The 12,909-nt window shown below is 65.0% G+C and carries 11 protein-coding genes; 6 read left to right on the top strand and 5 right to left on the bottom strand.

Annotated elements, in window-relative coordinates:
- Nucleotides 1–74 precede the first annotated feature (74 nt).
- From M0208_RS15820 to M0208_RS15810, 3 genes are all read left to right on the top strand, one after another.
- Entirely contained in the window at nt 75–509 is a 435-nt protein-coding gene (locus M0208_RS15820; RefSeq protein WP_258893281.1) for a MaoC family dehydratase, read from the top strand.
- Between the two features lie 48 nt (nt 510–557).
- Nucleotides 558–1,736: an acetyl-CoA C-acyltransferase gene (locus tag M0208_RS15815; RefSeq protein WP_258892629.1), complete on the top strand. Its 1,179-nt coding sequence runs from the start codon at nt 558–560 to the stop codon at nt 1,734–1,736.
- Between the two features lie 354 nt (nt 1,737–2,090).
- Nucleotides 2,091–2,567, top strand: coding sequence for a pyridoxamine 5'-phosphate oxidase family protein (locus tag M0208_RS15810; RefSeq protein WP_258892628.1), 477 nt, complete (start codon nt 2,091–2,093; stop codon nt 2,565–2,567).
- Between the two features lie 40 nt (nt 2,568–2,607).
- Here M0208_RS15810 and M0208_RS15805 read toward each other — a convergent pair whose 3' ends face one another.
- Nucleotides 2,608–3,825: a polyhydroxyalkanoate depolymerase gene (locus M0208_RS15805; protein ID WP_258892627.1), complete on the bottom strand. Its 1,218-nt coding sequence runs from the start codon at nt 3,823–3,825 to the stop codon at nt 2,608–2,610.
- A gap of 132 nt (nt 3,826–3,957) precedes the next feature.
- Here M0208_RS15805 and M0208_RS15800 point away from each other — a divergent pair, with 132 nt between their 5' ends.
- On the top strand, nt 3,958–5,736 hold the full coding sequence (locus M0208_RS15800) for an ABC transporter transmembrane domain-containing protein (protein WP_258892626.1): 1,779 nt from the start codon (nt 3,958–3,960) through the stop codon (nt 5,734–5,736).
- On the opposite strand, the gene M0208_RS15795 is transcribed toward M0208_RS15800, so the two are convergent.
- Nucleotides 5,720–6,061, bottom strand: a complete 342-nt coding sequence (locus M0208_RS15795; RefSeq protein WP_258892625.1) for a TfoX/Sxy family protein — start codon at nt 6,059–6,061, stop codon at nt 5,720–5,722. The two genes, M0208_RS15800 and M0208_RS15795, sit on opposite strands and share 17 nt — an antisense overlap.
- 58 nt (nt 6,062–6,119) lie before the next feature.
- Between M0208_RS15795 and M0208_RS15790 the strand changes: the two genes are divergently transcribed.
- Nucleotides 6,120–7,277, top strand: coding sequence for a trans-acting enoyl reductase family protein (locus M0208_RS15790; protein WP_258892624.1), 1,158 nt, complete (start codon nt 6,120–6,122; stop codon nt 7,275–7,277).
- 53 nt (nt 7,278–7,330) lie between these two features.
- Here M0208_RS15790 and M0208_RS15785 read toward each other — a convergent pair whose 3' ends face one another.
- The 3 genes from M0208_RS15785 to M0208_RS15775 all read right to left on the bottom strand — a co-directional run bounded on the left by M0208_RS15785 (nt 7,331) and on the right by M0208_RS15775 (nt 11,802).
- Nucleotides 7,331–8,932, bottom strand: a complete 1,602-nt coding sequence (locus M0208_RS15785; protein ID WP_258892623.1) for a pre-peptidase C-terminal domain-containing protein — start codon at nt 8,930–8,932, stop codon at nt 7,331–7,333.
- 414 nt (nt 8,933–9,346) lie between these two features.
- The gene (locus M0208_RS15780; RefSeq protein WP_258892622.1) at nt 9,347–10,345 is read right to left on the bottom strand and encodes a nitronate monooxygenase family protein; all 999 of its coding nucleotides are present in this window, start codon (nt 10,343–10,345) and stop codon (nt 9,347–9,349) included.
- 182 nt (nt 10,346–10,527) lie between these two features.
- A complete protein-coding gene (locus M0208_RS15775; protein WP_258892621.1) occupies nt 10,528–11,802 on the bottom strand; it encodes an acyl-CoA dehydrogenase family protein in 1,275 nt (424 codons plus the stop codon).
- Nucleotides 11,803–11,890: 88 nt separating this feature from the next.
- On the opposite strand from M0208_RS15775, the gene M0208_RS15770 reads away from it, so the two are divergent.
- Nucleotides 11,891–12,901, top strand: a complete 1,011-nt coding sequence (locus tag M0208_RS15770) for a phosphotransferase family protein (protein WP_258892620.1) — start codon at nt 11,891–11,893, stop codon at nt 12,899–12,901.
- The last annotated feature ends 8 nt before the right edge of the window (nt 12,902–12,909 follow it).

Raw genomic sequence — 12,909 nt, 5'->3', positions numbered from 1 at the left:
ACCCGCGCCTACAGGGATGCCGAGCGCCTTAGCGCGTGATGCACCACAAGGGGAATCCCGTGAACGCAGACGAGATGAAGGCCAGCATCGGCACCGAAAGCGTGTCCGACTGGATCGAGGTCAGCCAAGACATGATCGACAAGTTCGCCGATGCGACCGGCGATCACCAGTTCATCCACGTCGATCCCGAAAAGGCGAAACTGACGCCGTTCGGCACCACGATCGCGCACGGTTTCCTGACTCTCTCGCTCCTGCCGCTGATCAGCCAGAAAACGCCCGACGCGCCGCGTCTCGACGGCGTGAAGATGGGCGTCAACTACGGCGGCAACAAAGTCCGCTTCCTTGCCCCAGTCCCCTCGGGCAGCAAGATCCGCGGCCGGTCGAAGATCGTCGAATTCGAAGAAAAGCGTCCCGGCCAATTTCAGTACACTACCGAAACGACCGTCGAGATCGAAGGATCGGACAAGCCCGCGATGATCGCCGAATGGCTGACGCAGGTGTTCGTCTAGGCCTAACCTTCCGCTAAACTTCCAAGCCATATCCCTGAGGACTCGTCCATGCGCTCCGCCGTCATCGTCTCCACCGCCCGCACCCCGATCGGCCGCGCCTATCGCGGCGCGTTCAACAACCTGCCCTCCCCCACGCTCGCCTCTCACGCGATCAAGGCCGCGGTCGAGCGTGCGAAGATCGACGGCGCAGAGGTCGACGACGTCGTGTTCGGCTCCGCGCTCCAGCAGGGCGTCCAGGCGGGCAACATCGCCCGCACGTCGCTGCTCCGCGCCGGCTTGCCGACCAGCGTGTCCGGCATGTCGCTCGATCGCCAGTGCGCGTCCGGCCTCATGGCCATCGCCACCGCCGCCAAGCAGATCGTCGTCGACAACATGGACGTGACGATCGGCGGCGGGGTCGACAGCATCAGCCTGGTGCAGACCCCCGAAATGCGTGTCGCCCCCGACCGCGAGCTGCTGGCGCTGCACAAGGACATTTATATGCCGATGCTGCAGACCGCCGAGGTCGTCGCCAAGCGCTACGGTATCAGCCGCGATGCGATGGACGAATATGGCTATCAATCGCAGATGCGCACCGCGGCGGCGCAGGCCGCGGGCAAGTTCGACGACGAGATCGTGGCAGTGACCGCGACGATGGCGATCGTGAACAAGGAAACGAAGGAAGTCAGCCACAAGGAAGTCATCCTGTCGAAGGACGAGGGCAACCGCGCCGATACGACGCTGGAGGGGCTGAAAGGCCTGAAGGCAGTGCTCGGCCCAGACATGACAATCACCGCGGGCAACGCCTCGCAGTTGTCGGACGGCGCCAGCGCATCGGTGCTGATGGAGGAAAAGGTCGCCACGGCGAAGGGCCTGACCCCGCTCGGCCGCTATGTCGGCATGGCGGTCGCGGGCACCGAACCCGACGAGATGGGCATCGGCCCGGTCTTCGCGATCCCGAAGCTGCTCGAACGCAACGGCCTGAAGATGGACGACATCGGCCTGTGGGAACTGAACGAAGCGTTCGCGGTGCAGGTGCTGTATTGCCGCGACAAGCTCGGCATCCCCGACGAATTGCTCAACGTCAACGGCGGCGCGATCTCGATCGGCCACCCTTACGGCATGAGCGGCGCACGCATGACCGGCCACGCGCTGATCGAAGGCAAGCGCCGCGGCGCGAAATACGTCGTCGTCACGATGTGCGTCGGCGGCGGCATGGGCGCGGCGGGGCTGTTCGAGGTGCTGTGATTGAAAAGTCAGGGTCGATACGTTATGTATCGATCAGGCGATGACATAGCGCCTCTTTGTGTGAGCCCCGGCTGCTGCTACAGCCGGGGCTCAATACGTTTGGGGCTCAGCCTGCTAGCCGAGCCCCGCCCGTGCACCTACTCTCTACGCGATACCTCGATCACCTTTACGACCAACGTCGCAAAGGCGATCAGTACGCCAAGGAACAGGCACAATTCGGCAAACGACATAGTTTACCTCCTTGTGTCAACGGCAGAATTGCCGCCGCCGTCGACCATGCCCGGCGATTGAATCGCGCGCAACCAAGCGCCACACGCATCGTTCTCTCCCGCATAACCCGCAGGAGAAAACGACATGGCCGATCACAATCCGCAGGAAGTCGCCGAGAAATTCATCGACAAGCTGAAGGCCAGCCCGTTCGTCATGCTGGGCCTCGAAAACGACCACCAGCACAGCGAACCGATGACCGCGCAGATCGACGACGATCAGCCGAATACGCTGTTCTTCTTCTCCGGCCCCAACAATCGCGCGGCAGCAGGCGGCAAGGCGATGGCGCAGTTCGCGTCGAAGGGGCACGATTTCTTCGCCTGCCTCGCCGGCACGGTCACTAGGGACAATGATCCCGCACAGGTCGACAAGCTGTGGAATAATCAGGTCGAGGCATGGTTCCCGAACGGCAAGGCCGACGCCACACTGCTCCGCTTCGACATCGACAGCGCCGAATTGTGGGAGACCGACGTCTCGCTCGGCGGCAAATTGAAGATGTTGTTCGGCGGCACCATCCGCAGCGACGAAGCGGGCAGCCACGCGGTGGTCGACAGCGTCGCTTAACAGGAAGGGGCTGGAACTCACCCTCCGGCCCCCTTTTACTTCAGCTGTTCTTCGCGATCCAGTCCTCGACCACCGGCGCGATCCGGTCGCGCCACTTGGAGCCATTGAAGATGCCGTAATGCCCGACGTTGTCGGCGAGCAGGTACTTCTTTTTCGCGCTCGGCAGCTTTGTCGCCAGCTTCAGCGCCGCCTTGGTCTGGCCGATCCCCGAGATATCGTCGCGCTCGCCCTCGATCGCCAACAGCGCGATGTCGGTGATCGCGGCTGGATCGACCCGCCGTCCGCGATGTTCCATCGTCCCGTTCGGCAGCGCGTGGGTCTGGAAAACCAGATCGACCGTCTGCAGGTAGAATTCGGCGCTCATGTCGCAGACCGCGCGATATTCGTCGTAGAACTCCTTGGTCGCATCCGCGCTGTCGCCGTCGCCCTTCACGAGGTGTTTGAACATCTCGAAATGGCTCATCATGTGGTTGCCGAGGTTCATCGACATGAAGCCGGTCAGCTGCAGGAATCCCGGATACACCCGCCGTCCCGCACCCGCGTGCATCGAAGGCACGGTCGCGATGACATTCTGTTCGAACCACGCGTGCGGGCGTTGCATCGCCAGCGTGTTGACCGCAGTCGGCGCCTCGCGCGTGTCGATCGGCCCGCCCATCATCGTCAGCGTCTTCGGACGGCACGGATGCTTGTCAGCGCTCATCAGCGCCGCCGCGGCGTAACACGGCACCGACGGCTGACAGACCGCCAGCATATGGCTGCCCGGCCCCATCTCCTCCAGAAATGCGACCAGATAGTCGATGTAATCGTCCAGATCGAAGCGCCCGTCGCTCATCGGGACAAGCTTCGCGTCACGCCAGTCGGTGATGTGGACGTCAGCGGTCGGCAGCATCCGCTCCACCGTACCACGCAGCAGCGTCGCGTAATGGCCAGACATCGGGGCGACGATCAGCAGCTTCGGCCCGCCCTCTACGCCGTCACGCTTGAACCGCTTCAACTGCCCGAACGGCTTCTGGAGCAGAATCTCTTCAGTCACCGCGACCTCGCGCCCGTCGACGACCGTCGAATCGAGCCCGAACGCGGGCTTCCCTCGCGGCGCAGCCGCATGCGCGAACACATCGAGCGCGGAGGCCACCACGGTCCCGCCGCCGAAATAAGCGAACGGATTGGACGGGCTGCGCAGCATTCCGACCCCAAAATTGGCCATTGCGCTTGCGGTCGCCAACATCGACCGCTGAAATTCATAGGCGTTATAGAGCATCGAGTATCCTGTAACCGCTTTCGGTAAACCACATACCGTAACAAAGTTTACGGACCTGACAACGCCGTCATGCTTAGAATGCTCCCGCGGGTGACCGTTGAGCAACACCGCGCGCGCTGCTACCCACATTCCATGGCATCCGATCCGGGCAACGATCCCCCCACCAGTCGCCGTATCGGCAACCTCGCATTGGTCTGGAATCAGGCGAAGCGCTATCCGGCGCAAATCGCCGCGGCCTGGGGTGCACTGGCGGTCACCTCCGCGGCGACGATCGCGATCCCCTACAGCTTCAAACGCGTGATCGACCGCGGCTTCGGCCCCAATGCGGGCGAGGCGGTAGCGTCGGCGTTCCATTACATGCTGATGATCGTCGTCGTGCTGGCGATCGGCACCGCGGTGCGCTTCTATTTCGTGTCGTGGCTGGGCGAGCGCGTCGTCGCCGACATCCGTACGCGCGTGCAGGCGCATCTGATGACGCTGACGCCGCGCTTCTTCGAGGAGAACCGCCCGTCCGAGATCGCCAGCCGGATGACGTCGGATACCGCGCAGATCGAAAACGTCGTCGGATCGACCGTCTCGGTCGCGCTGCGCAACGCCTTCACCGGGATCGGCGGCCTGATCTACCTGTTCGCGATCTCGCCCAAGCTGGCGGGCATGCTACTGCTCGGCATTCCCCTCATCATCCTGCCGATCGCGCTGCTCGGCCGCCGCGTCCGCGCCCATTCGCGTACTTCGCAGGACCGTATCGCCGATGTCGGATCGATGGCGACCGAAACGCTGGGCGCGATGAAGATCGTGCAAGCGTTCGGTCAGGAACGGCGCGAATCCAAGCGCTTCGCCGGTGCGGTAGAGGCGACGATGGCCGCCGCGAAACGCCGTATCGCACTGCGCGCGGCGATGACCGCGATTGTGATCGGGCTGGTCTTCGGATCGATCACGATGGTGCTGTGGGAGGGCGCGATCGACGTCGCGGCCGGACGGATCAGCGGCGGATCGATCGCCGCCTTCGTGCTGACCGGCGGGATCGTCGCGGGCGCGTTCGGCGCGCTGACCGAAGTCTATGGCGACCTGCTCCGCGGCGCAGGCGCAGCCGGGCGGCTGGCAGAACTGCTGTCCGAAACGCCCGAGATTGCCGCCCCCGCCAACCCGGTGCCGCTGCCGCGGCCGGGCGTCGGCGCGGTCGCGTTCGACCATGTCGAATTCCGCTACCCGACCCGCCGCGACACCGCCGCGCTGCACGACTTCACACTGACGATCGCACCGGGTGAGACGGTTGCGGTGGTCGGCCCGTCGGGGGCTGGCAAGACCACCCTGTTCCAGTTGCTCCAGCGCTTCTACGATCCGGAAAACGGCCGCGTGACGATCGACGGCGTCGACCTGCGCGACGCCGATCCGGCCGAGGTTCGCGCGCGCATCGCGATGGTACCGCAGGAAACGGTGATCTTCGGCGCGTCCGCCCGCGACAATTTGCGCTACGGCGACTGGACCGCCAGCGACGACCGGCTGTGGGCGGCCGCCGAAGCAGCCAACGCCGCGACCTTCCTGCGCGCGCTTCCCGATGGCCTCGACACGTTCCTGGGCGAAGGCGGCGCGCGGCTGTCGGGCGGACAGCGCCAGCGCGTCGCGATCGCCCGCGCCTTGCTCCGCGACGCGCCGATCCTGCTGCTCGACGAGGCGACCAGCGCGCTGGATGCGGAGAGCGAACAGCTGGTCCAGCAGGCGCTCGAACGGCTGATGGCGAACCGGACTACGCTGGTCATCGCGCACCGCCTTGCCACCGTCCGCGCGGCGCAGCGCATCGTGGTGATGGACGACGGCCGCATCGTCGAGGAAGGCCCGCACGCCGCGTTGATGGCGCGCGGCGGCCTGTATGCACGGCTTGCCAATCTGCAGTTCAGCGAGGCGGCTTAGGTTTGGTCTTCCGCGGCTTCGGTGGCGGGAGTTCGGCAGCGGAGCGGCGGATCAGTTCGCTCAACCAGTCGCCGTCGTCCCACCGATCGGGATCAATCAACAGGCACGGCTTGGCACCTGGATATGGCTGTCCCTCGGCAATCTCGCCCGCAAAGGCGCGCCCGGCGGGGGTCGGCTTCACATAGAGCTGATCGTCGCAGATCAACGCGACAATTCGACCGTCGCAGTAGATACCGTACTCGCCGAACATCGGCCTTGCGGCGATATCGCCCGCGGCGGCAATCTGATCGACGATGAATGCAACGGTGTTCCGATCGGAGGCCATGTCCGCATCTTGCGATCGAGGGGCGCGAGGCGCAAGCTGACATTGGGAGAGACTTAACATGAGCGACTTCGACGTGATCGTGTACGGCGCGACCGGTTTCACCGGGCGGCTGGTCGCGGAATATATCGCGCAGACCTATCCGGCCGGGGTGCGCTGGGCGATGGCCGGGCGATCGCTGACGAAGCTGGAGGAGGTGCGCGCCGAGATGGGCGTGCCAGACTCGATTTCGCTCATCGCCGCCAATGCGGACGACCCCGCCAGCCTGCGCGCGATGTGCGAGCGCGCGACCGTCGTCATCTCCACCGTCGGCCCGTACCAGCTCTACGGCAGCGACCTGGTCGCCGCCTGCGCCGCCACCGGCACGGCCTATGTCGACCTGTGCGGCGAACCCGCGTGGATGCGCCACATGATCGACGCGCACCACGAAACTGCCAAGGCCAGCGGCGCGCGGATCGTGTTCAGCTGCGGCTTCGATTCGATCCCGTTCGACCTCGGCGTGATGACGCTGCAGGAGGCGGCGGTGAAGCGCTTCGGCAGTCCCGCCCCGCGCGTCAAATGCCGCGTACGGACGATGAAAGGCGGCTTTTCAGGCGGCACCGCAGCCAGCCTGAAGGCGACGATCGCCGCCGCCGCGCGCGACCCGTCGCTCATCAAGCTGCTCGCCAGCCCGTTCGCGCTGACCCCGGGCCACACCGGCGTCCACCAGCCGACGGGCATGCTGCCCGAATATGACACGACGATCGATGCCTGGGTCGCGCCGTTCATCATGGCGCCGATCAACACCAAGAACGTACATCGCACCAATTTCCTGCTCGGGCACAGATACGGCGCGGACTTCACCTATGACGAGATGGTCGTCGCAGGGCTGGGCGACATGGGCAAGGCCGCGGCTGAGGCGCTCGCGAAACTCAACCCGCTTGCGTCCGACAAAGGTCCAAAACCCGGCGAAGGCCCGTCGAAGGAGGAACGCGACACCGGCCACTACGACATCTTGTTCATCGGCCTGATGCCCGACGGCGCGCGGATCGACACGGTCGTTACCGGAGACCGCGATCCGGGCTATGGATCGACCAGCAAGATGCTCGCGGAGAGCGCCTTGTGTCTGGTGCAGGACGTGACCGGCGAAGGCGGCGTATGGACGCCGGGCGCGATCATGGGACCGGAATTGCGCGACCGGCTGATCGCGAAGGCAGGGATGACCTTCGTCGCGGGTTGAATGCGAAGAACCGGAGCGACGGACTACCCGCCGCTCCGGCTTATCGGGGAAGATCAGATCAGGCCCAGCACCTGGTCCGGCATCGCCAGCGACTGCGGTCCCTGCAACGCCGCGCCCAGCACATATGGATCGGCCTGCGACAGGTCGACCTGATATCCGACGTCCTTCAGCGACGCGATCGTCATCCGGCTCATGGCCAGCGATCCGTTGGCGAAGCCGGTCATCAACTCGCCGTTGAACACCGATTCTTCCCAATGCCCGCCCGCAGTGCCGGGGCCGCCGTCATTCTCGACGGGCACGAAGGTCGCGTTGGGATTGCCGGACAGCGTGCGGTATTCGGCCAGCGCATTCGCCCCAGTGTAGCGGAAATTGCTCTCCAGCCCGAGTGAATCCCACAACGTCCCGATGCCCAGCACGTGACCCATTTCGTGCAGGATCACCCCCAGCAACGATCCGCCGCCGGCCAGCGAGGCGATGTCCGCGCTGTCGAACTGCATCACACCGTGCGACGGCAGCAACGATCCCGACCGGAACTCGTCCGGTCCCGCCTGTCCCAGCACGCTGCCCTGCCCGTCGATCGCCGAGATGCTGGCGTCGATCAGCAAATCGTCAATCAGACCGTAACGCGAGGAATTGAAGTTGGGGATGTCGCCGGTGATAACCGATTCCCACCGCGCCGCCGCCTGATCGAACAATGCCTGATATTGCGGATCGCCGGTGTAGCGGATCACGATGTCAAACCCGCCGCCGCTGGTGGGCGGAGTGCTGCCGGCGGCGGTGAGTGAATAGCCGCCGGTGCCGCTCTGATACCCGGCCGCTTCGAGATAGACCGTGCCGGTCGACGACGCGGTATAGGTGATCTGCGAATTCTGGCCCGATCCGAAATCGTCGTTGATCGCGATCTGCCCGCCGCTGGTGTTCAGCAGCCGCAGGACCGGATCGCCGAGGCCGCCGCTCGATGCGTTGTTCAGGTTGAACGTATAGGTGGTTCCGGCGGTCGCCGCGAAGGAGAACAGATCCTTGTCTCCCGCCGTCTCGACCCGCCCCGTGCTCGCCGCGCCGATAGCGAGCGCACCGAACGGCGCGGTCGTGTCGGTAATGTTGTCGCGATAATCATCGGTCGGCACAGGGGGCGGCGCGGTGCCGCTGGCGGACAGCGAATAACGACCGACCGACGAGCCGTAACCGCCCGCGTCGAGATAATAGGTGCCCGCCGTCTGCGCGGTGAGGGTGATCTGCGAATTGCGCGAGCCGCCGAAATCGTCGTTGGTGGCGAGCACGCTGCCCGCGGCGTTGCGCACGCTCAGCAGCGGATCGGACAAGCCGCTGGTCGCCGCCGTGTTAAGGTTCAAGGTGACGCGTTGGCCCGCGGTCAGCGAGATAGCGAAGATATCGTGATCGCCGCGCACCTCGACATTGCCGGTGACGCTCGACCCCGGCGTCAACCGTCCGAACGGGGCGGTCGTGTCGCGCACGGTGTCGGCGAAATCGTCCGCAACCGCGCGCGCCATCGTAATGCTTGGGGAGCCGCCAATCTGCACCGCCGCATGGTCGCCCAGCTTGGAGAAATCCCCCAGCGCTGAAAAGTCGAGTCCGTCGAGGTGGTAAAGGTCATCATTCGTGCGCGATCCGCGCGCGGTGAGCTGATTTTTCATCCTGCGTCCCTTTATATCGTTGGCTTATTTCGACCCTCGGCGGTGTGGCCCGCCGATCTTCACGCTGTCCGGAAGACTCTCCCTGCCGCCTCGTTCTGGCCAAGGCGTATCCGCCCCGCAGAACCGCAGCAACGCCGCCCGCGAGCCGCGAGCGGTCGATGAAATTCACGATAATCGGCAGAACGCGACCGGGTGCGGCGCGCCCTCGGCGACGATATACTCGCCGGACTTTGCGTGAAATTTCAGACTATTGGACGATCACGAAATCGCGTCGCTGGCGCGTGAGACGATCACGCGCAACTCCGGTTAACCCGGAATTAGCACCGTTTGTCAGTCAGTTACGTTCGAGCAAATGCGCCATGCCGTGCGGCCCGCGCGGCAGGCCGCTTCGCTGTCATCGCTGTCATGCACGGCCTATTCGGCCGCCGCCGCGTAGCGTGCGACCATCGACGCCAGCCGCCGGTCGATGATCTCCTCCGCATCCGCCACGATGCGGTCGATCAGTTCCTTCACGCTCGGCACGTCATGGATCAGGCCCTGCACCATGCCCGCCGACCAGATGCCGCCGTCGGTATCGCCATTGTGCATCGCGTCCTGCCCGCGCTTGCCCGCGACCAGATGCTGGATATCGGCGAAAGTCGCACCGCCCGCACGTTCGATCCCGACCACCTCATCGCTGACCGCATTCTTCATCACCCGCGCGGTGTTGTGCAGTGTGCGGAAGATCAGGTTGGTCGCACGTTCGTCATTCTCGACCATCTTTTGTTTGAAACTCTCGGCGATCTGCGCCTCCTGCGTCACGCAGAAACGTGTGCCCATGTTGATGCCGTCCGCGCCCAGCGCCAGCGCCGCGACCAGCCCGCGTCCGTCGCCGAACCCACCGCTCGCCAGCATCGGGATTTTCAGCTTATCCGCGGCAGCCGGGATCAGGATCAGCCCCGGAATGTCGTCCTCGCCCGGATGCCCCGCGCATTCGAACCCGTCGATGCTGATCGCGTCGACGCCTTTGCGTTCGGCCGACAACGCGTGACGGACGCTGGTGCATTTGTGGATGATCTTCAGGCCCGCCGCCTTGAACAGCGCCCATTGCTCGGCCACCGCAGGCGTACCCGCAGTTTCGACGATGGTGATCCCGCCGTCGATGATGACCTGCGCATAGGCATTGTAGTCGGGCGCGTTGATCGTCGGGAATACGGTCAGGTTCACGCCGAACGGCTTGTCGGTCAGGTCGCGCGTGCGCTTGATCTCGTCCGCCAGCGCCTCGGGGCTCGGCTGCGTCAGCGCGGTCAGGAAGCCCAGCGCGCCTGCATTGGCGACCGCGGCGACCAGTTGGGCCTTGCCGACCCACTGCATACCGCCCTGCGCGATCGGGTACTCGACCCCGAATTCCTCGGTGAACCGCGTCTTCAGCATCGTATCTCTCCCGTCCCGTAACAGATGTTATGCTAGTTTGGCGTCGAAGTTCAAGCCTGACCACAGTACCTCCCCGGCGAAGGCCGGGGTCCAGTCGCCACGCAAGGGATAACAGCGGACTGCCCGCCGCCGTGTTGTCCGTGCAACTGGACCCCGGCCTTCCGGGGAGGTATTGAGCGGAGTCAGCCCTTGGCCCGCTTGTTCGGCCCGGCAAACCCGAACATCCACGCCGCGATCTTGCGCATCTGGATTTCCTCCGATCCCTCGGTGATGCGGTAGCGGCGGTGGTGGCGATAGATGTGCTCGAACGGCTTGTGCCGCGAATATCCCATCCCGCCATGTACCTGCATCGCGCGATCCGCCGCCTCGCAGCACAGGCGGTTCGCCCAGTAGTTGCACATGCTGATCTTGTCGGAGAGTTGCTTTTCGACCTCGGGCTTCGACATCTGGTCCATCCGCCACGCCGTCTCGCGGATCATCAGCCGCAGCATCCGCACCTGCGTCGCCAGTTCGACCAGCGGAAACTGGATCGCCTGATTGGTCGCCAGCGGCTTGCCGAACGGCTTGCGTTCCAGCGCATAGCGAACGCTTTCCTGCACGCAATAATCCGCCGCACCCAGCGATGATGCCGCCTGACGGATGCGGTTTTCGTGGACGAAATGCTGCGCCACCGCGAGACCCTTGCCCTCCTCGCCCAGGATCGCGTCGGCGGGAATGTGGACGTTCGCAATGCTCAGCCGGGGGTGATCGGTCGGCATGTTGAAGGTCCACATATACTCCTCGACCTTGATGCCCGGGTCCTTCGCATCGACCAGGAAACAGGTGATGCCGGTGCCGTCGCCATCGTTGCCGCTGGAGCGCGCGAACAGCATGATGTGCGTCGCGACGTGCATACCCGTGATCCACATCTTCTCGCCGCCGATCCTCCAGCCGTTGCCTTCGCGGACCGCGCGGGTTTCCATGAACGTCGCGTCGGAGCCGTGGTTCGCCTCGGTCAGCCCGAAGCAGATGCGGTAGCCGCCGGTCAGCATCCCCGGAATGAATTCATCCGCCTGCGCCTTCGTCCCGAAATCACGGAACATCAGCACCTGCGGGAAATTGGCGATGATCGAATGTTCGTTCTGCAGATCGTTGTGCAGCCCCAGCCCCTTCGCCGCGAAATGATCGCGGATGACCGCCATCGCCAGGTTCGATCCGTCCTGGCCGCCATATTCCTTCGGCAACGCGAACCGCAGATGCCCGGCCTTGTCCGCGCGCACGCGGGCCTCGCGCAGCAACGCCTCCCATTCGTGGGTCGGCAGCCCCTGATTGTCCCAGTCGGTGCGCGCGTTCTCGCGGCGGTGATCGAAGAAGCGGATGTTGTCGTCCTGCTGTTCCAGCGGCTTGATCTCGGCGGCGATGAAGGCGTCCAGCTCGGCCAGATAACCGGTCAGCTCCTGCGGCAGGTCGAAGTCCATCGCGCTCTCCTGTTCGTTCGATCTAAGTCGAGTCTTTTAATTGCGTAGCGCGCCGGGGCGTGATTTACAGCCCCGAAAAGGAGCGGGTGTGGCCGAGAAGCTGTCAGGGCATGAACTTGGCGAACGGCTGACTGCGCTTGCCCCGCGGATGGCCACAGGCGCGACGCGGATCGAGGGACTGACGCGGCTGACCGGCGGCGCAAGCATGGAAACGTGGTCGTTCGATGCCTCGAGCGATGCCGGTGCCGCGACCCCGCTGATCCTGCGCCGCCGCACCGCGCCGATCGATACGCATCCGGGCAAGAAACCGCCGCTGCGGCTGGAGGCGGAGGTCATCGCCGCGGCGGTCGCGAACGGCGTCGCGGCACCGGACGTCGCGTATATCTGCGACGACGCGGACGGGCTGGACGAGGCCTATGTCATGCGTCGCGTCGCGGGCGAGACGTTGGGAAAGCGCATCGCCACTGATCCCGCCTTCGCCCCCGCCCGCGAAAAGCTGGCGCACCAATGCGGCGCGGCGCTGGCGCGTATCCACGCGACTGCGCCGGTCGCGGGACTCGGCACGGTCGATGCGCGCGAGACGCTGGCGAATTACGAGGAGACATGGCGCGCGGCGGGGCCTGTCCGCCCGACGATAGAGGCGGCGTTCCGCTGGCTGGAGCGACGCGTGCCCGAACAGACCGACCTCACCCTGGTCCACGGCGATTTCCGCAACGGCAACATCATGGTCGATCCCGATGCGGGGCTGGCCGCGGTGTTGGACTGGGAACTCGCGCATATCGGCGATCCGGCGGAGGATCTGGGGTGGATCTGCACCAACAGCTGGCGCTTCGGCCAACCGCGCAAGCGCGTCGGCGGGTTCGGCGATCTCGGCGATCTGCTGGCCGGTTATGTGGAAGCTGGCGGCGCACCGATCGCGCGCGATCGGGTCGATTTCTGGCAAATGGTCGGATCGTTGAAATGGGGCGTGATGACCACGATGATGCACGCCAGCTTCGCCGCCGATCCCGCCGCGGGGCCTGAACGCGGGGTGATCGGACGGCGGTTGAGCGAGACCGAGGCGGACATCGTCGCGATCATCGAGCGGAGTGCGGGGTGAAAGTTGCG

Source organism: Sphingomonas sp. SUN019 (genome assembly GCF_024758705.1).
GTDB lineage: Bacteria > Pseudomonadota > Alphaproteobacteria > Sphingomonadales > Sphingomonadaceae > Sphingomonas.
This window is presented reverse-complemented; position numbering and strand designations above follow the sequence as displayed.